The sequence below is a fragment of the Paenibacillus sp. P36 genome (assembly GCF_045866505.1).
Lineage (GTDB): Bacteria > Bacillota > Bacilli > Paenibacillales > NBRC-103111 > Paenibacillus_E > Paenibacillus_E chondroitinus.
Map to the genome: position 1 here is coordinate 8,093,553 of NZ_AP038372.1, position 24,226 is coordinate 8,117,778.

Below are 24,226 nucleotides of genomic sequence, written 5' to 3' on the forward strand. Positions count from 1 at the left end.
TACCCTCTATATGTCAGTCAGTACTGACAGTCATTCTAAACAGAAAAGGACGTGATCTTCCTGATGATTAGCTCAACCCCAACAAAAGCAACAACAAAAATAACTGTTCCTGCAGCCGGCACGCAGCCAAACAGCAACAAATTAATGCGTGTCCTCATGTTCACTTTAACGATTTCCATGATGACCGGCATCATGTTCAATATTGCCCTGCCGAAAATCAGCGAGCAATTCTCGCTCAGCCTCTCCCAAGTAAGCTGGCTGTCCTCCGCTTATATTCTCATTTACGCGATCGGCGCAGTCACTTACGGCAAGCTGGCTGACCGCTACACGCTGAAAAGCATCGTCACCTTCGGGCTTCTGCTGTTTGCGGCCGGCTCACTGATCGGGCTCGCCTCTCAAACCTTCGCGATGGCGCTCATCGGCCGATGCTTACAGGCCGCAGGAGCGGCCGTCATTCCCGCTATTGCGATGATCATCCCGCTGCGGTATTTCGCTCCTGAGCGCCGGGGCGCTGCGCTCGGCATGACAGCCGTTGGGCTCGCCTTCGGCAACGCGCTGGGCCCTGTCGTAGCGGCTTTGATCATCAGCACCGTCCATTGGCGGTGGCTGTTCGCGGTGCCGCTGCTGGTTCTGGCGGTACTCCCTTTGTACCGCCGGTATTTGCGCGAGGAGCAGCCTGCGAGCGGCGGCTCTTTTGATTGGCTTGGCGGGATCCTGCTCGCCGCGGCCATTGCTTTGCTTTTGATGAGCGTGTCCAAAGGATTATGGCTTGTTCTTGGCGCGTTGCTCGCTTTGGCCTTCTTCCTTGTTCGTATCAACAAGGCGGCTGAACCCTTTATTGCTCCGAAGCTATTCAGGAATGCCAAGTACACACTCGGGCTTACGATTTCCTTCCTTGTGAACGGCACCTGCTGCTCCCTATACGTGCTTAGCCCACTGCTGTTCGCCAACGTTCACAAGCTGCCTTCCATTTGGATCGGCTTCATGATGATCCCGGCCGCCGCTGCAGCGGCTATATTCGGGCGCAAAGGCGGGAAGCTTGCGGATGCCAAAGGCAATTCCTTCGTCGCTTATCTGGCCGCGGGCTTATTGGTGAGCTGCTTCCTGCTGCTCTCCACTTTCATCGGCAGCTCTCCGCTGCTCATTGCCGGTTTCCTGATTCTCGGCAACGTGGGGCAGTCCTTCCTGGTCATCGCCGTTTCCAACTCCGTGTCCAGAACGTTGCAGGCAGAGCAGGTTGGCGTCGGCATGGGCATGCTCGCCATGATCAACTTCATTGCGCAAGGCATCGCAATTAGCGTCTACAGCAAAGCCGTTGATCTGGGCAGTTTTGCGAGCTGGAATCCACTGTACCGTTATTCCTCCGGCTTTGTTTTTAGCAATATTAGTCTCGTGCTTGCCGGGTTATCGATTGTGATTTGGGCAGTGTTTTTCTTTGTGTTTGGTAGGGTGCGTGAGGGGGATAAAGCCAATTATGCGGCTGGTGCTCAGGGTACTGCGAGGTCTGTTTCTGCTTAGATCGATCAAGGTTATCAATTTCAGCTAAGGTGCCGTAGAGGAGTGCTGCTCGGGCATAAGAGTATATGGATTACTTGCGCTTAACGCCGATTACTCCTGCTAATTTCTATAAATCATCCACTTTTGCCCAATTAACTGGAATTTCTACCGCTGATATCGACAAATCTAGCAGGTTTCACGTCCTCCCGAAGTTCTGCACTTTCCCGTTCTATTTCTTTGAGTTCTTGCTCCAGTTGACGGACCATATCCGGGTTTGCCAAGATCTCTTTGTCAAACAACGTCGTGTCCAATTTTAATCTAGTTGCAACTGCTCCTAAAAAAACAAGGACCTCCCATAAGAGGTCCCTGTCTTATCTCATTACTCCGTGCCGCTCCCAGCCGAAGCCGCTTCCCGCATCGCGGACAGTGCCTGGTCCAACGAGTCACTCCCCGCCGAAGCGGAAACCGCGGTCGCCATCTCAGCGCTGTACGCCCACCAGCGCACGCGCACATTCGACGGCTCGGATGTTTGCTGCACCTTCACACCGATCCGGAAGGTGCCCTTCTGCGGATAGGCGATCGTGCCGATCTTCACTTCCGGCGCGTCCGGCTCAAACTCCGTGCCTTTGAACACATCGGATGCTCCGCCATACACGCGCTCCCCGCTGGACAGGATGTCGGAGAAGGCATCTTCACTGCTCTCTTCCAAGCTCGTGATGATCAGAACGTTGCCCTCACCAAGTCCGTGCGCAATCTCGCCGGAGAAAAAGCTTTTCGTCGCTTTCCCGAACGGCGACACCGCAATCTTCGTGAACGGCTCCACCGGAATGTCCACGACACCGCTCACGATGCCGGCAATGCCGCTTCCGCCACCAGCCGGAATCCCCAAATCAAACGAAAGCTCGCTAATCGCTTTATTGAAATTGACTTTAAACTCCGGCGGCTGCCCCGGCGCCAATGTTTTCACTTTGGACTTGGTCACAAACTGGCCGGATGCTTCATCGCGGTATTCGCTCGTTCTGGCAAGTCGGTACATCACCGATGAATTGTACACATACTCGCCAAACGGCACTTGCTCCACACTCTCAATGACATAAGTTGGCCCCACTTGAATGAGGCAGATTTTGGCCAAATAAATGCAAGGCTCCGACGGTGCTTCCAAAGAGGCTTCCAACGATTGTTTCACAAAATCCGTCATCAAGCGTTCACGAACGGCATCGCCGATAATTTGAATTTCACCGACGGATTGCGCCTGCAGCTCAAGCTGCTTATCGTCCAGCTTCAATGCAGCCGTGCTCGTCTGCACACCGACCGTCGCCTTCACGCCTACCGTGCTGTCCGCCCGCAGAAGCACGCTCATTTCGTACTCGCTCTCTTGCACATCCTGCGGCTCTTCGAACAAAATCGAATTGCCGTCAATCGCTTCAACACGATCAGCTGCCAGCTCATATTGGAAAGAAATCCGCCCAACGCGCAGCGTCTTCTCAAAACGCAGCTTCATCTCAAACAACTGACCCGGATTCACATAGCGAGGTGTCGTTTGAAGCACACGCACATGAGCATCCTGGTAGAGCACAATCGTTTGGTCCGTCAAATTCGCCAAAGGCAGCTTCGAAGGCTCCGGCGCATCCTCACGAATAAATAGCCGGTAGCTCTCCAGCACGCGGTTATAATCATTAATTTCATCCGAACGAACGGAGGAATTGGCTACAGCGTGAACGGGCTCTTTTTCCTTTTCATCATAAGCAATGCAGAGGTATACGTTCTTCGCGTATTCGTTGTTGCTGAACCCATCCATCATCGAAAGCTTCAATGTCATGGGGGAAGGGACGACAATTTCCCGGCCAAGCGCATCAATCGCGGCTCCCATTTCAACCGAAACCGACTTCTCATCTACAGCGACGACTTGCAGGCCCGTTAGCACACCAGACCCATGCAGGAGACGATTCATCATTCTGCGCTTGTCATTGAAATACTTTTGCTCGGATTCAAAATCCCTGACCGTCAGCAGCTTTCCATAGAAATACCGATTGCGCTCAAACGGGTAATAGCGTGTTTTTTTCATAAGTATCCCCTCACCTTCCAAGGCTCATTTCGTTTATTCGATTTCGGAATCCAGTTCCAACCTGGTATGTATATCCATGCGTTTATCGCGATCCACATCGATCAGCACCGTGTTGTAAGGCATCGAGGAACGCTGGTCGAGCGTTAATAACGTAGGCTCAGATAAGTAAGTGTTAATTCCCAGATACGTATGCATATCCGCGTACATCCACGGTTGCAGCACGATCAGTTTGCCTTCGGTATAGGCAGGCTTTTGATCTTCGATGATCTGCTCGATCGTGAGCCGCTGCGCGTCGGTGCGCACCACTTCGGGCTTCAGCATAATGCAGAAGCAGTAAGGATTATCCCCGTATAATTGGGCAAAAAGCTGCCGCAACTCCGACGTCTCCTGCATCTGCTTGAATTGAAAATATTCCAGCAAAAAGGGTTCCGTGCCCGTATAAATCTTCAGCATGTTAATTAAACCCTCGCGAGTGCCGCGTAATTTATACAATTCAGGCGCCTGCTTCATCAATTCCCTCAGCTTCTTCTCGCCCCATGCTTCATGATCGGTGATTGCCAACCATCGGCCCAGCCATTCGAGATAAGTGCCCGTTACCGCATCCGGATCAAAATGAGCGGAAATATGGTCGATTTTATCCTCCATATCATCAAAAAACGTGCTGAACATCGCTAGAAAACGTTCCAGAAAAGGGCTGTGCTCCTCATCCTGCTGATAAATCGGCGGCAGATAGTCAATCAACGACGTTCTTGGGTAGTAAACGCGCAGCTTACGAATGTACGGCGACTTTTGCTCGCTGCCGATCAATTCCATTTTGAACCAGAGATAACGGCCTCTCGCATTCAGCAGCGCATCTTTCGGATTGAGAATCGGCTCTGACCATAAATCTCGGGTAGCTGCGAGCTTTTCGCGCACCCCAATATCCGGATCCGTCAGGTAGCTTGTATAATTTACGTAGTCGCCATCTACCAGCCCTTCACTTTCATCTGAGGCAAAATAGGAAAAGCGAACCTGCGTCTCCTCCGGAATGTCGGCTTCCAATCGTATTTTGTGCCACTGCGTTTCGGTTTCCGTAGTATCCAGATCTCCCGAGAAATAAACCGCCTCCGGCAGTTGAGTCCCCTCAAGCAGCATCGTCCGGGCCCGAAGATCAAGCAAGCTAATCTGACCGCTGATCCGGTCAAACACATACAGCCGATTGCGGCTGTCATGCATCAACGTATCAACTCGGCCACGGAAGTTCGTAACTTTATCGAAAAACTCGCCGTTTCCGCGATATTTGAGAATAAACCGCTCGGTAACTCCCTCTAGTTGTGCGTATCCGCTGTCCCCTATATAGAGATTATGATTCGTATCAATGGAAATGCCAGCAAAGCGCCCTTCCTGCTCCAGTTTAAAATGCAGCGGCTCCCGGCCATCCTCATGGAATACCGTAACGGTTCTGAGGTGCGCATCCAATAAAGCCAAAGTGCCGTCTGCCGCAGCAGTGAAATACCGTCCCTTCAAGGCAGTAAGTTCAACCGCCTCTTCCATTCGGTGCATGTCATGCTCATATACGCGCACAACCTCGCCGGCCGAGCTCCACTGAAGGATGCCAATCCTGCCGCCTTTAGGAACTTCCGGACTTCCATTCATACCAACCGCAATATCCAATGGAACTGTCGTATAAAACGTATGTTTCGTCGCTAATTTGGAATTGACTGAGAGTGGAAACAGCTCCAGCCCCTGCCACGCATCCACCGCCCACATGGTCTGACCATTGGAGAGGGAATATACAGCAATCCTTCTCTCCGTTGCTTGCTCACTGTCTGCAATGACCAGAAGATCCGCCATGGAAGCCAGCTTCGCCTGATGGCTGAACAGCCCATGCCCGTGCCGGAATAATGACTCAAGATGGCGGCTTTGATCATCGTAGATCCACACATTCGCGGCCTCATCCAGCAGAATCAGCTTCCTTCCAGCGCCAACCGTCATTTCATGAATCGGGTGTATGCCTTCCAACTCGTCTGTGCGAACGATGCGATGAATGCTGTACTTCTCTGTTTGCCGTATCGAAAAGCCCTTCTCCTGCATGTCGATGTTGGCTTCATAGCCCTGCTCCCAATCGAGCGGTTTGTTTAATGAAAAAAACGTTTGACCATCCTGCATCGTCCGTCACCTCTTTTCTGTCGTATCCCTTTTCCACTAACCGGTCCATTTCGCAGTAAATCGCATAAATAAGGGATCCTAGTTCCCACTCAGCGCCTCGTACCTCTCATACACATGGCACAGACGCTTGCTAATGTAACTTAAGCGACCTGCTCCTGCACCCATCAAGCACACTCGCAGCTATAAATCCGTCTGGCTAATCGTCTCCACCTCGTGATTACCGGAGTAGACCAACGCATAAGGAGGAATGTGAATATCGCCGGCGCCATCCTTTTGAAAACCAGTGCCTTCCGCATCCAGCCAAAGATCCTGTACATACACGACACCTTTGATCCGGGAAATAACGCCGTATATATCGCCTTTGTACACCGTTCGGCCGAAACGCCAGCCCTCCGAGCCCTGACCGTGATCCATCGGCTGGAGCAGCTGTCTCAACTCTTGGGTAATGCGCCGCTGCTCGTTTTTGTACTTCGGCTCCATCACAACTACAGCGTGAACGGTGATTTTGATATACTCCGCCGGAATCACGTGAAGCTCCGTCGTCAGAAGCCGATGCCGATCCAGATGCCCCTTGATCGTTTGCAAAAAGCCCTTGCCCGCCTTCGGCTTATCGCTTTCGCTATAAGGCACGACCGCGACGGTCATCTGCGCCGGCGCTTTGACCTTGGGATAATCCCGCATGCCCGGCTTGTACAGCGGGATCGCCTTCACCCGCGCGACGCGCAGACCCGGCGTCGCTTTGGCGATGCGCTCGTAGTCCTCGCCGGTCACCGCTCTTGTCGGCGTGTCCAGCTCGCGCCGGACGCGCAGCTTGGCCTGCGTGAGCGTCTCCGCTTCCAGGCCGCCCCGCGCCGGGAACGGATTCGTCACGCTCACGCCGTGCACTTCCGTGAAGCCGGTCACGAGACCGTCCTTCACGTTGCCCCGCTCGCCCCCGCCCGCTTGCAGCGCCAGGAACCGAATATTCGGTTCCGCCGACTTGGGCGGGACAAGCCCCGCTTCGTTATTGCCGAAGCGGATCGTTCCGGCTTCAGCGTCGTAGACGTAATGGCGGTCCGTGGACTTCGAATTATCGAAGTCATCCACGGACTGCCAGTCGTCCCACACGACGCTGCCGCCCCCACGCGGCCAATAGCCTACCTGCAGCAGCATGCTGCTGGGCTTGAACGTGCGGCCGCGAGCGACCTCAAAGGTCTGCCCTGGCAGACCTTTGCTACCTCCAATATAACGGCCGTAGTCGAACTCGGCCGTGTAGGCAATAAGCCGCACCCGCTGCGCGCCTTGCGGCGGGATGCTGCCGTTCACCCCGTCGCCGAAGCGAAGACGGGTTGTACGGCCAGCCGAATCCTGCAGCAGCTGGCAGACGAGATCATCCGGTCCATAGTCCGCAAGCTCAACGACGATATGCCAGTCGCGCCAGCGGCCCTGTTCATTCTGTACTTGCACCGTGTGCAGCCCGCCAAAGGCGAGATAAGAGCTGACCTCAAACTGCTGAGCAGGTTCTCCCGTACTGCTAAATGCCGTCACTTCACTGAAAGTTTCCTGCTCCGCCGCCTGCACGCTGTTCAGGCTTACCTTCTCAATTTTGGGAGGGAGCTCGTAACCGTCCTCCTCCAGTGTACAGCAAATCCAGTAGCGGCTGCGGTCGTCGGCTGGATACAGCGCCATGGGCGTCATTTCGGAAGTGATGCGGAAACGCACTTCACCGCTCTGTGACAAGTGAACCGTCGTGTCGCTTACCGCTTCCACCGGCAGCCAGCTTTCGCTTTGCCCACGCTGCCCCTGTCCCGCATTTTGTCCTGCTCCAGCGAACGTCCATCCCACCTTTGCGGATGAAATGATAGGTGCTGCCGCCTCATCTTCCCGATGACTCACCCTGACCGGGTATCGGTCGTACAGCTGAAAAGCCAAGGAAACCTCGGTTTCTACCGGTAGCGCCCGATCGAACCCAAGATACAGATGTGCTCCTTTGATCGCATCTGACCCAAAAGCATAATAAGCAATCTTCGCCTGATTATTGGATGTAAAATCGCCAGCCGCCGTCTCTGTGCGCACCAGCACCTTCTCCAGCGTCGAAGGCACAAGCTGCAGCGTGCGAGTCGTCTCGAATCGCTGATCCATCGCTTTCAGCGGCGTTCCCTTCGGAAGCACAAGCGGCTGATCCACGTTTGAAAATGCCACATGACAAACAGCCGACACCGCTTCACGCGGACGAATGCCGAGCAGCTTCAGGAACTTCCGCTCATTTTTCTCCGTCACACGGTTTAAGTAATACTGCTGCATCTCGGTCATCCATGACATCAACTCCAGCAGCGTAATCCCGGGGTCATGTTCATTCTCATCCGTCCACTCGGGAAACAGCTTGGGAATCGACTTCCGCGCCTCCATCACCATCTGTTCAAACATTCGGTCATCCAAATTAGGGATTGGCAGCACTTGTGCTCACCTCCTTCAGTAATCTTATTACAAAGCGTTCACGACCACCTTATGCTTGCCGCTCACTATAATGCCGTGCGGGAGCGCCGGCAGGCGGTTCACATCCAGCTCGACGCGCTCGCCGTCCTCCAGCTTATAAACCGTCATGTAGAGCTTCTCTACATGGCTGATCGTTCGAATCGTCTTCAGCAGCGCATAAAAAACAGATGGGTGAATTTGCTGGCCGATCGCCCAACCTTTGCCGTCGAAGTTCCCCGTCAACGGGTCCAGGAAGCGGTTCAGCTTGTCCATTGCCTGTATTTCCGTCGTAACGACGGCATCCATGCCTTCAACAGCCACGATGGCCGAAACGGAAATTTCCATATACACCGGCTCAATCACTTGGAGTCGCTCCGGGAAAGCAACGAGACTCGATGCGCGCTCGATAATGTAACGCTCGACTTGCTTCTTAAGCACAGGAAACGCAAGGCTTCCCTGCTGGCCTTCTTTTGGCAAAATGACAAGTGTCATCGCGCCTATTTCTTTTTGCATATAGGCATTTCGATTGGCGATGCAGCTCACTTTGGCAATGTTCGGGTACGCTTCGCGCGCGAGCCATTCGTAATCTTTGGCCGAAACCGCACGGTTTCTGTGCTTCAGCATCTCAGGACCGCGCTGCAGGGCTGATTCCAGCTTCTCCGCTTGGCAGCCGCCAGAGGCTGGCTCCGGATTGTACACCTCGCCGACAAATGCGATAGAATCCTGCATCTGATTAATTTCACGTGCACCTACGTTGCCGATTTGCCCCGAAGTCACTTGATACGTCACTTTGATCTGCGCCAATCCGCCTTTAGGCGGGTGCATGCCATGAACGCCATCGCCGACACGAATGCGGCCAAAGGTACGATCGATCATGTAATGGCGATCCTTATTTCCTGAATCGGCCATTTGACTTACAACCATCCAGCGAACCCACAGCTGCAGCAAATTACCTTCTGAATCTCGGCTAATTTCCATCTGCGGCAGGCCGGCTCTTTCGTATTCAGCAATTTCTTCTTCCGTTACAAATTCCGTCTCATCGACCCAAACTTCTTCCGAAACGATGCCAGTACGGCTCAGCTGATATTCAAGTTCTTCCAACCCTTTGGCTTCAGGAACCTCTCCGATAATCGTCTCCTGCTGGATCACTTGAACGGTGTTCATGTAGAGTCCATGTAACGTCGGAATCTGGATCCGTCCTGTCGTATCATCGTATTTATCGTCTCGATTCACGGCACGAATCCAGAATCCCTCTCGGCCAAACAAAGATTCACCTGCAAAATCAGATGGGCCTACAAACTGCACGATCCCGCTCTGCGTCAAACCGTTCGTATCGTCGATCACCTTTAGCGGGACCCATTCGGAAGGATGTCCGGGCATTAAGCCGGCACGCAAATATTCCCACTCCAGCATTGGCAAATCCTGTTCGGCAAACCGCTGCTGTTTCACCGAAACATAAAGCGAAATTGGCCCTTTGACAGGCGGCGAATCGAAACATAGATGCAGAGCCGGATGGCTGCCCTCTAGCGGCTGAAACGGCTCAAAGCCCCCTTCGAGCTGCTTGCTGTGCCGCGTTCGATCTTCAAAAACCGTATTATTCAGCGCCAAACAACGCTCAGCAGGATAAAGACGATCTTCGTATTCATAGGTCATAGAGACCTCATCGATCCAAGGGGATAAATAGAGTGCCTGCGCCACGTACGCATTTTCGATATGTAAAATTCTTGCTCTAATCCAATGGTTTTCGTTGCCGTTCACATAAGTAGCTTCAAGGTCAAGCGGGCAGCGGAAGCGAATGTCTTTACGAACTTTCTGCTCCTTCGGGTAATAAAACAGCTTCTCCGCTTCTTTTCCAACCTCAAGACGCACCCAAGTGGTGCCATTCCAATACTCCCAAGCGACCTGCAGCACCGTAATATGGACGACAGGAGGCTTATCGAATTTGGACTTTTTCATTACCAATTTCCAATCGATATTTTCCGTCGGCTCCGCTCCAAATCGGTTCTCGATGGCTTGCAGTCCAAAGCTCAGCTTGATATCGCCGTCTTTTTTCGTGAACACTTCCTGGCTCCCGATATAAAAACTGCCATACAGCGCAAACTGGTCGCCAAATGGATAGAACCCGCTCGGATCTGCAGCTACATCATTGTAAAACATGAGATCCGGCTGAATGCCGCCTAGTTCAAGCGAATCCACATAATCGGTTTTGAACGAAATATGGTCCATGGACAGTTGGCTGTCCGCCAATGTTTTCCCACCAGGCAGCAGAGGCTTCAAACGGCATTGAATCCATCGGCCTTCTCTTCCGTTTACTTCCTTGTCGGCAAGTTCTCCCTCGTGCGCTTTCGAAAGGATGACCCGATTACCTTTGGCCGTTACTTGGTCAAAAGGCATCCATCCGTCCGCTGTCGCATACAGCCACTCGGTGAATTGCGGGTCAGCCAGTTGGCTGGAAAGCGCAAGCTCCTCAAATCGCCGTTTGGAGTTACGGAATTCAATTTCAATCCGCGCCGTGCTGGACAAGGTGAAGAGAGCGCTATGCTCCAAAAAGATGGCATGCTCCTGCAAGTTGTCGCCCTGCAGCCGGAAAAGCTTGCTCGGGGCTGCCAAACCTTGCCGGGAAGCGGTCAAAAACTCCTCCGCTATGCGAATAATTTTATCCTGTTTACGGCTTGTCACGTAAGCATCCGTCAGCAGGGCAGGCGTCAACAGTGTGCTGCGGGCGGTCTCATACAAAATGTTACTGCCTTCTACTGCAGCAGCAACCTGCGTTCCGGCCGATATAAACACAGACTCCTTCGTCCCCTCGTTGAGCGCGAAGGTCAGATAACTGCTGGCTGGTCTTGCCGGAAGCAGCGTGACATCGAACATGTTGAGGAACGCAATGAGGTTTTTCGTAGGCACCCGGTTCAAACGTTTGATATTGTCATGAAACATGTCTGCGAACATGAGGAATAACGCTGAACCCGGGTCCGGGTTCTCAGGCGTAAAGCGCCATTCCGGCGTATAATAAGGCGCCATTTCCTTCATCTGCGCTATGAGATCCGGTATATCTCTAGGGTCAATTTTGGGAGGTTGCATCGCTCAGCTCCACCTCCTCTCTTGCACGTATGATCATCGTTTCCGCTGCCTCTTTCTATTTTGAACCTTCATATAAGTAAAAAGGATACACTTGGTTAAACAAGTTATTCGTCGTACGTACCAGATACGAGATGCGAATCATGACTTTACCCGGATCATCCGCTTCCGGCACTGCCTTCACGTCCACCTCATGGACCCTCGGCTCCCAATTGCGAATCGCTTCCTGGATATTGCTTTCCAGCAGATGGAGGGATGTATCGTCCGTTAAGCCAAAAATAAACTCCTGGACGCCGCAGCCAAAGCTCGGACGCATCACGCGTTCTCCCTGGGTGGTGCCCAAAATAACGCGGATCGCTTCAGCGATGTCTTCCTCATATTCGGACATCCGAATTCGCCCTGTCGCAGGGTCGACCTGAATCGGGAATTTCCAGCCTCGTCCCAAAAATGCTTCCGACATCCGTCCACGCTCCTTCGTTAGTTGATTTTGACCATACTGCCTTTGATATTAATAATGCCGTCTGACTTCAAATCCAGTGTGGCCCCTGCTTTAAGCGCCATCGTTGCGGAGGCTTCTATGTTAATTTGCGTTGATTTAATTTTGATTTCTTTCGAGCTTTCAATGGCTACATCGCCTTTGGCATTAAGGGTGATTTTGGACGTTTGGCTGACAACTGAAATCTCATTCGCCGATCCGCCTTTAATCAAAATCTTATTATTCCCGCTCTGATCAGCGATTGAAATGCTATCGTCCTTATCCTTCAACTCAATAATTTGACCTTTTTTAGTCTTGATCGTGATGCTTTCGTCACCGCTTTTATCATTGAAAGATAGTTCATGACCTGAACGCGACTTGATCATCCGCAGATCGTTTTTCTCGGCCGGCGCCGGCGGTTTGTTCTTCGGATTCCACAGCATGCCGATCACGAAAGGCTGACGCAGCTCCCCGAGATGGAAAGCGACTAACACCTCGTCATTCACTTCCGGGATAAAAAGACTGCCCATCTCCTTGCCACCCATCATTGTGGCAATGCGAACCCAATCCGTTTCGGTTTCCGTTTCTTGCAGGGGCAGCTTCAGCTTCACTCGCCCGAGCTTATCGGGATCGTTATTGTTGGTCACAACCGCTACCATCACACCGCCGATTTTCTGGGATGCGAAGTTGGCAACACCGCCTAGAGTGATATCGGGAAGTTTGAACATTAGACCGCATTCCCTCCTAACTGAAAGCGCGTCGTATAACCGGAATCATTAATCAGGTGCGTAGCGCCGGTCACATAATAGGGCTGGTCAAACTTTTTGCCTACACCATCAAGCTTAATGTAGCGTCCTGCCCTAATTTCCGGAATACCGATACATTCTCCTGAACCGCTGATCAGCTTCATTGCCCGTCTGTTCAACAAGGCGCTGGCATACGTTTTGGCCTCCTCCACGGAGGTAACATTCGTATAAACATGCTCCACGAAATCCCCTTTAGCTGCGAGGATATCTTTGCCGGTCTTGGAATTACTGCCAAGCTTCGCAATGGTGGCTGATTCTCCTTCGATCACTTTCAATTCTTTGTTATCCCATGCCCGTACCTTTACGCTAGTAATCTGCTCGGCAAGATTCATGTCGATGGTTAAATTGTTCAGCGTTTTGCCCATTTCCAGCGTCATTACAGGCGACATCTCGGTTAACGGCTTGCGGAAATACAAGTTCTTGCCTACAACAAAGAAATCATAGTTAACCAAATTAGCTAAGTTTTGAATAAAATGAAAGTCATTGATCTGGCTTTGCGCAATCACGGGATATTCCGTCGTTGTCGCATCAACATGAACTTTGGCTCCATATGTTTTGGCGATTTCCTCAACGATATCGCTATATTTCTTTTTGTTCCACGAGCGGGACTTCGTCCCCTTCATCATCAAATACGAGAAATCCATCCCTCGTACAATGAGACCGGGCGAGCCGTCCTCGGGGAAATCGACGACAACGGATGTGATAAATCCAGTAAAAACCGGCGTGAATTTGTCCACATAACCAAGACTGATATCGATGGCTTTCCCTAATGTAAAATCCGTTATCCACTGAAAATCATTGTTGGTCACATCATAAGCGTTCGTAATTCGGAATGAAAAAGAATCCGCCGTTCCATCAATCGAAGTTTCCACACGTATCGTGGATATGGCTACATTATCAGAAAGTTTCGTCCCATCAACTGTAATTAAATAAGCTGGCGCGAAAAACTCTTTGTACTTCTTAGCTAAGTCATCATAGGTGAATGTACTGGATTCCAAGCTTAGTGTCGCCATCGGATCAGTCCAATCTTGGGACTGCAATGCGTCGTCCCGTTACAACTTTTAGTGGATTATCAATCTGATTGGCTTTGGCAATTTCCCGCCATAAGCTCGGATCTTCATATTCGTGGGCGGCAATCATCCATAGCTGCTCCCCTTGCTTCAACATCTTCTGCTTCGTTCGGTCCGCCGAGTGGCGGGGAATGGTCTGCAGCTGCTCTTTCTTCGTGTGCCAAGAGCGAAAGGTAACTTTCAGCTTGGCACGAACCGGCACTCCCGTATCGAGGAACATGGTGAACTGTTGATTCACCTTTTCGACAACGCCTTTGAAGTCCAGAGATCCCCAGACAAACCGGCAAATCGGAGGCGCATGCAATTCCTTCTCTACATCCAGCAACCCGGATATTTTCTTCGTATATTCACGGACATCGGTCCCTTTTTCGTAGGTGTCAAAATAAAAATCCATGGAGAGCGTGGTCGTCCCACCACTTACGAATTGGCCAATAGGCATGGACAGACCTGGCACCGTATTCCAAGAATAGCTGTTGCTCGTATCAAGGGTATACTCACCCGGATTAAACAAAACTTGCACATTCTCTTTGCTGTTTCCCTTGTCTACGATAATCATGGCTTTCTTGAGTGCCACAGGTGTCAGTCCTTTCCTCTTCTTCTATATAAACCGTTATGTTAAAAAGTTAAAGTAGTTAAAGTCCACGCCGCTGCTGCTCGAACCTCATTCTTTTCTCGATTTCGCGGAAAACCTTATCCGCAATCTTCGTGACATCCAGCTGCGGGATCTGCTTCACCAGCTCCTGCAGCTGCTCGCTAGTCAGCTCCGGCGGCGCTTGTGGAACCGGCGCCGCCGGGGTTTGGGCCTCGTCTGCGCTCGCTTTGGTGCGCAGCCAGTCCATCTCCAGCGGGGCATCCGCCAAGGCGCTGTTCGGTACAGGAGCCGCTGGAGCCTGTTTGTGCTCCAGCGTTGGTTGCTGCGAGGCCAGGTGCTCCTGCCTCGCGGATGCGATGCTGCTGCCTATGTTAGGCAGCAGGGTGCTTGGCGCGCCCGCTTGCGGGGCGCCGGTGCTTGCGGCGGCTCTGCCTAGGGCAGCCGCCTGTGTAAAGCTGCCCGTCCCGTGGGCGGGCAGCAGGTGTAGCGCTGCGGCAGGCGAAGCCGCAGCGATTCCCGCAGGAGCAGCGAAGCGCGCTCCTGCGCTGCTCGCCAGCAGCGGCATGACACGCGGTGTCATGCTGGCGGGCTGGCGAGCCATTGACGCGCGGGTCATGCGCGCGTCGGCTCTTGCCGCTGCCCGCGAAGCGGCAGCGGGCTGCTCTGCCTGAGCGCGCGCTTCTTCCAGCGCGCTCATGGCCCTGATGGTTCGCTCTGCGGAATCAGACAGGAAGCTGCCGGCTTCCGACTGATTGAGCGAACCAGATCTCGCGCGCAGCGCGCGGTCGTTTTCAGCGGCAAAGGTTTGCCGCTGAATATGCTCCACTTGCGCACCGCGCCTTACCCCCATGGCAGGCTGCTTCCGCGATTGCATTGCGCTCCCTGCCTGCAGTTGAAGCTTCGCGTGTGCCTCAGCTTCCATTAACCGATGCACTTCAGTTAATCTACCTGCATCCACCAAATTTGAGCCTAGTGTCCCTATTCGGCCTAGGCTAGTTGAAGCTCGCTCAACCGGTGAACCCTTGGTCGCTCTACCTACCATTGAAACTGAAGTTTCCATTCCTCCAGCGGCACTGGAGGGTCTTCTCCGAACGACTCCAGGAGATGAGTCACTTGCTGCTGTGGCTGCTGTTTCTATGAATTCTCTAACGTAAACTGTATGATTACTGCTTCCCGGTTCCATTTTTCTATCCGGAGAAGTCTGCACCTCTCTTTGTCTCCAAATGGCTTGGACAGCCGATTCTGGTGACTGCTGTCGTAATTCTGCATCTGCTTGCCTGTTCCGCACCATCCCTATTGCCGCTGCTGCCGGTACAAGGCTTGGCCCCATGCTTTTCAAGCTGTTTTCCGTTATTTTGGAAGCAATCTCAGCTGCAAAATCACCCGAAGACCGGCCGTTTTGAATCCAATCATTCGATCCTTTTTCACTGGGGTCCACTATGGACTGGCTGCGTCCGGTTTGTTCAAGGGATACTGATGAATCGGTTAGCTGCTCAGCCGGTTTACGGAAAATCCTTTCAACAATCCTGCCGAAAGTGTTTGATCCTCTTGCCAGATTTACTCTAGCACCTTCAGCGGATTGTCCCAGATTTTCAACAACTGTACGCCCATGCAGCCCATTTCCATCATTCATGGCCGACATCTCGGTAAACATGGAACCTATTTTTGCGATACTGGATTCTGCGATTTTTGCAGATATCTCAGAAGCTAAGTTGGCAGGTGATAAGGTACTTTGCATGACATCAGCATCGTGCTCAGCCACTTGATTTTCGACATGCTGTTCGTGATGGGCGCTGCCTCGTTCATTACTTGCTGGAGAGCGGAAAATGCGCTCTGCCTCCTGAAGTCGCGTACTTGCTTGCAGACTAGCACTGTAACCTTCAAGCGGACTTGATGAAACCAATTTCGCTACGCTGTTTTCAGCCTTTTTAGCTATATTTGCAGATATCTCAGAAGTTATGTTTGAAGGTTGGTATAGTCCCTGTCCTGGGGACATAATATTCCCCGCTTCAGGTCGACTTCCTCCGACTTTGTTCACCACTTGGTTCACCGATTCCATTGGCCTACCCATTTGGCTTGGTTGACTGATCGGCTGTCTGTGCTCAACATGAGTCATCTCATGCTTCCGCTCAATGCTCTCCCCCCGCAACATTCGCGGTTTGTGAGTCGTCATGGCGATAAAATTGTTTCTATCAGATCTATCTCTAATCAAAAGATTAGGGTTTGTATGTATACTTCCAACAATTGAATCATTAGAAGATTGCTGACTTTGTTTTTGAAGAAGCTGCTGCAGCATTTTATCATTGCTTTGAATTTTCACAGCTGCTTCTGCACCATTTTCCATGGCGCTGGGCTTTCTATGAATTAGCTTGTGTCCGCTCAATTGATTAGCGACATGTTGTTCGGGGAGCCCCATTACGGAACTCTGTCCCATCCTGCCGGCTGTGCGTATAATTCGGTGAATTGCGCTTACATTGTTAGTGAGCTTCCCACTACTAGAAATTGCCCCTACATGCCCTGACTCGCCGTTCCTCCGCTTGACCGCCAGATCATCATCTACGTGATCCACTACTTGTTTGGACCGCTGCCTGCTTCCTTGCTGAGGAACTTCCGTCTGCGCATCCATCTGTACTAGATTTTGAGCTTTCTCTTGCCCCTGCGAGCTGTGTTGCTCTTGTGCTCTATCTTGCTCTTGCGTTCTCTGCTGCTCTTGCTCTCTATCCTGCACTTGCACTCTCCGCTGCTCTAGCGTTCTTTCTTGCTCTTGCACTCTCTGTTGTTCTTGCGTTCTTTCTTGCTCTTGCACTCTCTGTTGCTCTTGCGTTCTTTCTTGCTCCTGCACTCTCTGCTGCTCTTGCGTTCTCTCTTGCTCTTGCACTCTCTGTTGTTCTTGCGCTCTTCCTTGCTCTTGCACTCTCTGCTTCTCTTGCGCTCTTTCTTGCTCTTGCACTCTCTGCTGCTCTTGCGTTCTTTCTTGCTCTTGCACTCTCTGTTGTTCTTGCGCTCTTTCTTGCTCTTGAACTCTCTGCTGCTCTAGCGTTCTCTCTTGCTCCTGCGCTCTCTGTTGCTCTTGCGCTCTTTCTTGCTCTAGAACTCTCTGCTGCTCTAGCGTTCTCTCTTGCTCCAGCAACCTCTGTTGCTCTTGCGCTAGTCGCTGATCCCGAACAACACCCTGCTCTTGATCACTTACGCTAACTTGCCAATTGGTTTCAGCCTGACTCTGCTGCTTCTGAGCTTCATCCCCGTGACTCATTTGCTCTTGCAAAATTTGCAATTGCTCCTGAAGCTCAGCGGTATGCTGATTGATTACACTCTGCTGGGTAAGCAGTATCTCTTGTTCTTTAGCTCGATCTTGCTCTTGTTGTTGCAGCTGTTGTTGTTTTTCCTGTTCCTGCCGCTCTTGCTCCTGTACCCGGACTCTCTCTCTCTCACGTTCAAGCACCTGCATATCCAATTGTTCCTGCAAACGTGTTTGCTCTTGCGCTTGAACTTGTGCATCCAAACGTGCTTGCTCTTGTCCTTGTGGCTTTCGCCACACACGTGGTGAACTCGGCGCGCTTCCCCAAACTTCAGCGCTTGCATTCAAATTTGCTGTTGCGTGCATAGCAAAGGGAACGGTTGATGTTAAGCGAGACGCATTGATGGCAACCGGAACCTTACTCGCTGCCAGAAAACCCTTGGATGTTGATGCCTCAGGTTTACGCTCCACTCTCGCATCGCTTTCATGAGATGTAGGCATTGAATCTATTGCAGCCGACGACTCCTGAGTAGCGTTTCTTACTAGCAAACTATTGATAAATTGTACCGCAGCCGGTGCTGTCCCAGTCGAAAAGGGGCCTACCCCAAGCTTTGGCAGTGATTTGGAAAACGACCCCGACAAGCTTGTACTTGCCCTGTCTTCCACAAATACCTGTTGATGCTGCACCTTACTGACCAACCGAGGCTGAACAACGCCATTTAAAGATTGTTTGGCTACCTCCAAAACAGAAGGCCGACTTGAACTGGTACTTGCATTTGCATTTGCATTTGCATTTGCATTTGCATTTGCACTTGTACTTGCATTTACACTTCCATTTGCACTCGAACTTCCCCTCGCACCCAGCACAGTAGAAGAAGCACCTTGTTTTTCCAATACTCTCACAGACGACTTGCCCTCTTGAAACTGTTCGAGTAAACGCGAGGTTTGTTGAATAGCCTCTACATGATTAGCCACGTTAATATGACTAGTCTTTGCTGCATGATTTAAGCCAGTGCGAGTTGCAGACTGATTCCCTTTTTCATGGAAGACATTTCGATGAGAAAGGTGGATGTTTTTAAGCTGTATGTTGATATTTTGAGTTGTATGTTGATGTCTGCTCACCGCTTGCGACTGCTGTTCCGGCATCGGACGCCGGTTGCTGCCAACCATCCCGATCGAGGCAGCAATCTGCCCAATTGAGCGGTTGATTAACGGTAAGCTTCCTTTATTAACGTGATTAACTAAATCAGGTTTGCCCCTTTTCTCATGAGAGGATTCAGGGATCATTTGCGGTTCATTTATATGGTTAACGGATGACTTCGTTTCGAGCTGCTTCTTGCTTTTGCGCCCTTTTTTCTTAACCGGCTTCTCAGCTGGCTGCTCATTTTGCAAATGAGCCGAAGTTGCATCCAATGGACTTGAAGATCTGTGCGTTAATGCTTGAGCTGTCGGAACCTTATATCCGGCATTCTTCATTAGATGCTCAATCTGACGAATGGTTTGTTGCTTCGTGATGAGGGGGGCCGATTCTGGATGCTGCAAACTTTGCAAAAGCATTTCCAACTGAATAACCCATGCTCGATCACTCGAATCTGTTAATGCCGCTAATTGTTTGCGGGTGTGTTTCCCATTTTGTTTAAAAATAAGGGCTAGCAATCCTAAATAGTTGTTTCGCCAAAAACCATATTTGCCCACAATTCCTGTCGCAAATTGATTGGATTCCCTTGCTGTACGACCTGCGGAGCTGCTGTTCGCCGCCGAAGTCCGCCAAACAGCTTTCTTGGACTTTTTCCTCTTCACCTGGGGCTTATTTGATTGTCGAGATTTCATAAACAATCCCCCTAAGCGTTGTGTCGATAACTTGCGTCTTCTTTACTTTTTAAAAATCGTCTTCAAACCTTCATGTACCAGCTCGATAGACTCAATGGCCACACTTCCGCTGGTAGCGTTCAAATCCGGCCCGTTCCATTTCACGGGAAATGCTCCAAAGAAATTCCAACGGCACATCTCCGTTCCCGCTTGATTATGCAGAATAATGGAGCCGTTTTTTCGTTTGATTTTGCCTTGAGTAACGCTATCGTACCAATCCCACAGTTCACTGGAATTGGTGATGCCTCTTTTGAGCACAATGTTCGGATACTTCGTATGTTCGATCATGTAGTGGGGGTGCGAATTGACGCCGCCTTCCCATAAGGGCTTTACCTCCGTCTCCGACTTCATGCCGGTTACTTCAGAGAAACCTCCGACGATCAGCCCGTCAAGCTCTACCACGAATCGAAATGCGCTGCCAACATTATGCGGTTTGGATATTTTCACTTGTTACTCACCTCTTACCGAACACATCAAACGGATTGTCAGGCTGCTTTTTACCCTCGTCATTCAAATTGCGGTTGATGCGGGAAATTTCCTCGCACCACGTTCGGCGCTCCTTGTGTTCCATTGACATGATTTCATCATGCGTCCAATGAAAATAGTAAGCAATAAAGCCCGCTTCCTCATAGATCTTGTCAATGGGATATCCGGTTATGCCCCCGCCATCTCGTCCAAAAAAGACACGTCCACATCGAACTCATGCTCACATTTCGGACAGCTTGTGTGCACTCTCGGCACTTCCATTTCATTAATTTGACGATAAAAGTTTTGCAGGAAGGCGAGATCCGCCGTAAAAAATTTCTCAACAACTCTTGTATCGATAGCACGAAGATCGCCAAGGTTCGTAATGACACGCGTTAACAAGATAATGGTCAGATAACCAGGGTTTTGCTGAACGCGTTGATCACGCATAGGCAAAATTTCGTCTGCAGCTGTCGCTAACCGCATAACGCCTCTTTTGTGCAGGTTACCATTCTCATCGACATATCCTCTAGGCAGTTCGAATTCGTATTCTGTTTTGAAAGCCATGATGGTTTCCTCCTTATGCTTTAAGCTGAAAAAAAGAAGAGATAGGAACCGGAAACTGCTGCTCCGGCGCCTACTCTAACAAGCATTACTTCGTACGTGTCATACCTTCATGAGCAAGCTCTAAGCTCTCAATGGCAACTTCATTGCCTGTACCTTTGAAGCTTGGTGCTGAGTACTTAGACGGCCATGCTTCAATAACCTGCCAAGTTGCTACGTCGCCGCCTTCTTCGTTGATCGCGATGATCGTAACCGTTTTGCGGGACACTTTCCCTTGAATGGACTCGGACATCCAGTTGTACATATCCATGGAATCTGTAACGCCCCACTTCAGTGAGATGTTACCGTATTTCGCAAGCCCCGGAAGCTTCCGAGGTGTAATCGTTTCATTGCCTTCACGGTATTCAATTACCGAAAGGGAAGCGTCAAATCCGGAGATTTCACTGAATCCAGCTTGCTGAATTCCTTCTACTTCAATTCTAAATCTAAAATTGCGGTATGGATCCCTACGTTCGCCAGCCATGTTATACCCCTTTCCTAATGTAAGAAATATCTAACGTTTCAACTATTCTTCTCTTGTTTTCTGAGTAATGCGGAAGATCACGAACTCGGCAGGTTTCACCGGCGCTACCCCGATCACACAAATGAGTCGGCCATTGTCAATGTCATCCTGTGTCATTGTGCTGCGACCAATGTTAATGTAGAACGCTTCAGACGGACTTCCGCCCATTAAAGCGCCATCTCTCCAAACACGCGTTAAGAACGCATCAATGGTACGTTGTACACGAGCCCAAAGCTGTTCATCATTCGGTTCGAAAACGACCCAGTTCGTGCCATTCTTGATGGACTCTTCAATAAAGATGAACAAACGTCTAACGTTAACATATTTCCACAATCCGTTAGAGGACGTTGTACGAGCACCCCATACGCGAATTCCTTGTCCGGCAAAAGCACGAATCAAGTTAACGCCTTGCGGGTTCAAAATATCTTGCTCGCCTTTGTTATATTGGCAGTCCAGACCAACGGCACCGCGAACGACTTCGTTAGCAGGCGCTTTTTGCACGCCACGCGTTTGGTCGGAACGGGAGTAGATACCGATAACAGACCCTGAAGGCGGGATGGAAATATTTCTTTTATCTAATGGATCGAACACTTGAAGCCAAGGATTGTACATCGCTGCGTAAGAACTGTCAAAAATGTTGCGGTGCGTCATAACGTCAGCAACTTTAGTTTTCTCGCGCGGAATGTCAAGAACAGCGAAACGGCTGCCTAGGTTTTCACAGTGAGCAACCAGAGAAAGCTGAACGGTAGGTTCTGTTACACCAGGAATAGCCATGATGCTGACAACATCGTTGTCGATGAAAGACTGAATCCCTGTACGTTTGCCAGGTCCACGGTCAACACCCATGAAGATATCAGGCGTTACTTGTGCGATGGAACCGTTGCTTCCGCCTGACAGGGCGATTTGGAATTTCCCAACGGATTCATCTTCGCCGGAAAGCACCTCGAAAGGAGCGACAGCGCCAAGATCTTTACCTTCTGTCAAATCCTTCACCGTAATGATGTTGGAACGGGAAACGATTTTCTCGATATGGTTAGCTGCTGAGATGTTCAAGGATACTTTCTCGTAAGTCTCAGCTTCGTCGCCGTAAAATACATGCAAAGTGAATTCGCAAGTTGTCAAAACTTTGGCAGGAAGCAGACCAGCGTCTACAACATCGCCTTCCAGCTCTACAGCAAGCTCAATGATGTTATCTTGGGATGCGATAACTTTACTGTATTGCTTTTTGCCAGCTGCTTCGAAAGCAACAACGTCGCCTACGTTAAAGCCAGCGTTATTTTTCACACGGTATTGCGTTTCGCTAAGCACTTCGTAGATTTGTGTTTTGGCTTTGCTGGATGGCACAACGACGATACGAACTTGGTTGCCCCATGTTCCAGGGTTTTTGGAAGCAATTTGGAGAACGGCGGATTCTTTGTTGCTTTCCGCTTTGTTCGTTGCTACTTTTGCATCGGTTGGCGCTACACGCATAACGTAACAGCGGGAACCTCCGTTTAAGTAGAAATGCTCAACAGCGTAAGAAAGGAAGCGATACTCGCCGAATTCGTTCTCGGACAAGTAGCTGCCGAATAAACGATGAAAATCAGCTACGCTCGTTACCAATTGAGGGACACCTTCAATTTCCCCTCTTTGCGCAAGCCCTATAAACCCGGCCGTACTTGTGCTTGCACCTTCAAGCGGTTGTGCACCACTGTCAAACTCTTCCACATAGACTCCAGGTGATAAATAGTCAGCCATTGTTCCCCAGTTCCGTCAATATGGCATTCATATCAATTGCGCAGCCATAGACGTGAAACCAGTTCTCTCCTTTCTGCTTGTCATTTTTGTATAGAAGATGGACGTGTCCATTCTACTAATTAGGGTTAGGTCAGACGAATAACGCCAAGATTGGCGGTCGTTCCTTCCGTTACAAGAACTTCCTTCGTCAAATGCTTGTTAGAACCATATGTAATAACCAATGTTGTCTGAAAAGCCGAAATCCGATTGCCACGAAAAGCAATCACAGCCTCTCCGCGCTCTGTAACTCGTGTTTCTTGGACAGGCAGCAAAAGGGAGCCTCTAGCAAACGCTTTAGTCAGCTTTTTCTTCAACCGAAAGCGTTTCTGATGCTCGACAACTTCCGCAATCTGGATGATCTCCTCTGCGGCTTTAGCACCTCGTCCTCGAAGTATGTATGTATCACCTGCAGAAATAACACCTGTAAACGCCCCTAGTGTTATCTCTTCCGCGCCCCTATCCAGTTGTTCTGCCATAACGCGAGCCCTGGCGCACTCTTCAGTCAGAACCGTGGCCTGCAAACTGGCATTACGCACTGGAGCTCCAGCCGCATCCTGAAGCATGGCACGGATAAGCCCAGCCCCTTGGGAAAACGGATAGGAAGGCAGCGGTTTTAACTGAACAACCTCTATTATATTGTCGGTTCCTATAGTGATTAGAGTTTGTTCTTGAAAATAGTGCTCGCTGCTTACCACTAGGTGGTATTCACCGGGCGGTAAATCATTAAATATATAGGAACCATTCGATTTACTAATTGCTTTCGAACGGGTGCCTTCAAGAAATACGGTGGTCGTGTTGTTGCCAAGAGGAGTTTGTGAGGTCATGGCATCGATTACGCAAACAACTAAGGATACACGGGTTTTCAATCGTGATACGCGAATATGTTCCACAACCATTGCCCCCTAGCCTTGAATGCGAAAATCGGTTTCCGAAACTCTTTTGGTGGTCTTGATGCGGGTTGAATCAATATTGACTGGCCCCACAGTATAACTGACAGAAAGTCTGTACGGGGTGTCTGCGAAGTTCCACATATTCAGGATGCTTTCGCCTTTGTGGGGCTCCATCACGATGCGAACTTCTTCATCTTTCTCAGCAAGCGTTCCTACGGTCATTGAACCTCTAAGAATTGAATGATCATAGAGCACTTGCATGGCCCGTCCCAAAATCCGATGCTCATCGAGCGCTCTGGATTGAAGTTCGGCTGGTGAATGTACGGTCAGCAAGTAGCTGAGATCCACCACCATAGGAGGGTACTGAATCTGTGTCGTCCCTCGGGCAATCATGTGGGTCTGCCGGTTATCCCCGCTCTCGCGAACGTTGTACAAATAAAGAGATAAGTAGAAATCCCCTTTATCGACAGGCGAAGCAAGCCCGATCATCTCCGGTTGCGGAATGGGATCCGGTGTCATGTTTTCTCTAAGCAGCTTCACTAAAGATGCGCTTACATCGGCAATGACTGAATAATCGCCAATAGGAATCACTTCCTGCCTCAAAATACCTATGTTTTGTGTAGAAATGGTAGGGAATATGTCACATTGTGTACCTTTTTCTATTATAATTGCAAATC

Annotated in this window: 17 protein-coding genes; 1 reads left to right on the plus strand and 16 read right to left on the minus strand. The window is 50.5% G+C overall.

Features of this window, described 5'->3' with window-relative positions:
* Window positions 1-63 precede the first annotated feature (63 nt).
* Window positions 64-1,518 (plus strand): MFS transporter, encoded by a 1,455-nt coding sequence (locus ACKTT9_RS35435; RefSeq protein ID WP_407869696.1) that lies wholly within the window; start codon window positions 64-66, stop codon window positions 1,516-1,518.
* 358 nt (window positions 1,519-1,876) lie between these two features.
* Here the strand turns inward: ACKTT9_RS35435 and ACKTT9_RS35440 are convergent, their stop codons facing one another.
* The 16 genes from ACKTT9_RS35440 to ACKTT9_RS35515 form a co-directional block, all read right to left on the minus strand.
* Window positions 1,877-3,562 carry a hypothetical protein gene (locus ACKTT9_RS35440; protein ID WP_407869697.1) on the minus strand — a complete coding sequence of 562 codons (1,686 nt, stop codon included), beginning with the start codon at window positions 3,560-3,562 and terminating at the stop codon, window positions 1,877-1,879.
* A 33-nt stretch (window positions 3,563-3,595) separates the two neighbouring features.
* The gene (locus ACKTT9_RS35445) at window positions 3,596-5,710 is read right to left on the minus strand and encodes a phage tail protein (RefSeq protein ID WP_407869698.1); all 2,115 of its coding nucleotides are present in this window, start codon (window positions 5,708-5,710) and stop codon (window positions 3,596-3,598) included.
* Window positions 5,711-5,890: 180 nt separating this feature from the next.
* On the minus strand, window positions 5,891-8,146 hold the full coding sequence (locus ACKTT9_RS35450; protein ID WP_407869699.1) for a putative baseplate assembly protein: 2,256 nt from the start codon (window positions 8,144-8,146) through the stop codon (window positions 5,891-5,893).
* Window positions 8,147-8,173: 27 nt separating this feature from the next.
* On the minus strand, window positions 8,174-11,245 hold the full coding sequence (locus tag ACKTT9_RS35455) for a baseplate J/gp47 family protein (RefSeq protein ID WP_407869700.1): 3,072 nt from the start codon (window positions 11,243-11,245) through the stop codon (window positions 8,174-8,176).
* A 55-nt stretch (window positions 11,246-11,300) separates the two neighbouring features.
* Window positions 11,301-11,702: a GPW/gp25 family protein gene (locus tag ACKTT9_RS35460; protein ID WP_079410475.1), complete on the minus strand. Its 402-nt coding sequence runs from the start codon at window positions 11,700-11,702 to the stop codon at window positions 11,301-11,303.
* A gap of 17 nt (window positions 11,703-11,719) precedes the next feature.
* Window positions 11,720-12,445 carry a phage baseplate assembly protein V gene (locus ACKTT9_RS35465; RefSeq protein WP_127458140.1) on the minus strand — a complete coding sequence of 242 codons (726 nt, stop codon included), beginning with the start codon at window positions 12,443-12,445 and terminating at the stop codon, window positions 11,720-11,722.
* Complete coding sequence (locus ACKTT9_RS35470; RefSeq protein ID WP_407869701.1) at window positions 12,445-13,563, minus strand: phage late control D family protein; 1,119 nt, start codon at window positions 13,561-13,563, stop codon at window positions 12,445-12,447. Before ACKTT9_RS35470 ends, ACKTT9_RS35465 begins: the two co-directional genes overlap by 1 nt.
* Entirely contained in the window at window positions 13,541-14,167 is a 627-nt protein-coding gene (locus tag ACKTT9_RS35475; RefSeq protein WP_174806852.1) for a peptidoglycan-binding protein, read from the minus strand. The genes ACKTT9_RS35470 and ACKTT9_RS35475 overlap by 23 nt, the downstream gene beginning before the upstream one ends.
* 58 nt (window positions 14,168-14,225) lie before the next feature.
* The gene (locus tag ACKTT9_RS35480; RefSeq protein WP_407869702.1) at window positions 14,226-19,253 is read right to left on the minus strand and encodes a hypothetical protein; all 5,028 of its coding nucleotides are present in this window, start codon (window positions 19,251-19,253) and stop codon (window positions 14,226-14,228) included.
* A 42-nt stretch (window positions 19,254-19,295) separates the two neighbouring features.
* Window positions 19,296-19,739: a phage tail protein gene (locus ACKTT9_RS35485; RefSeq protein WP_127458505.1), complete on the minus strand. Its 444-nt coding sequence runs from the start codon at window positions 19,737-19,739 to the stop codon at window positions 19,296-19,298.
* A 7-nt stretch (window positions 19,740-19,746) separates the two neighbouring features.
* Window positions 19,747-19,950 carry a DUF6760 family protein gene (locus tag ACKTT9_RS35490; RefSeq protein WP_326061659.1) on the minus strand — a complete coding sequence of 68 codons (204 nt, stop codon included), beginning with the start codon at window positions 19,948-19,950 and terminating at the stop codon, window positions 19,747-19,749.
* A complete protein-coding gene (locus tag ACKTT9_RS35495) occupies window positions 19,947-20,324 on the minus strand; it encodes a phage tail assembly protein (protein WP_127458507.1) in 378 nt (125 codons plus the stop codon). Before ACKTT9_RS35495 ends, ACKTT9_RS35490 begins: the two co-directional genes overlap by 4 nt.
* Before the next feature lie 85 nt (window positions 20,325-20,409).
* The gene (locus ACKTT9_RS35500) at window positions 20,410-20,844 is read right to left on the minus strand and encodes a phage tail protein (RefSeq protein ID WP_127458508.1); all 435 of its coding nucleotides are present in this window, start codon (window positions 20,842-20,844) and stop codon (window positions 20,410-20,412) included.
* Window positions 20,845-20,886: 42 nt separating this feature from the next.
* On the minus strand, window positions 20,887-22,620 hold the full coding sequence (locus ACKTT9_RS35505; protein ID WP_315952955.1) for a phage tail sheath subtilisin-like domain-containing protein: 1,734 nt from the start codon (window positions 22,618-22,620) through the stop codon (window positions 20,887-20,889).
* 125 nt (window positions 22,621-22,745) lie between these two features.
* Entirely contained in the window at window positions 22,746-23,549 is an 804-nt protein-coding gene (locus ACKTT9_RS35510) for a hypothetical protein (RefSeq protein WP_407869703.1), read from the minus strand.
* A 12-nt stretch (window positions 23,550-23,561) separates the two neighbouring features.
* Window positions 23,562-24,140 carry a DUF4255 domain-containing protein gene (locus ACKTT9_RS35515; protein WP_246069387.1) on the minus strand — a complete coding sequence of 193 codons (579 nt, stop codon included), beginning with the start codon at window positions 24,138-24,140 and terminating at the stop codon, window positions 23,562-23,564.
* Window positions 24,141-24,226 lie beyond the last annotated feature (86 nt).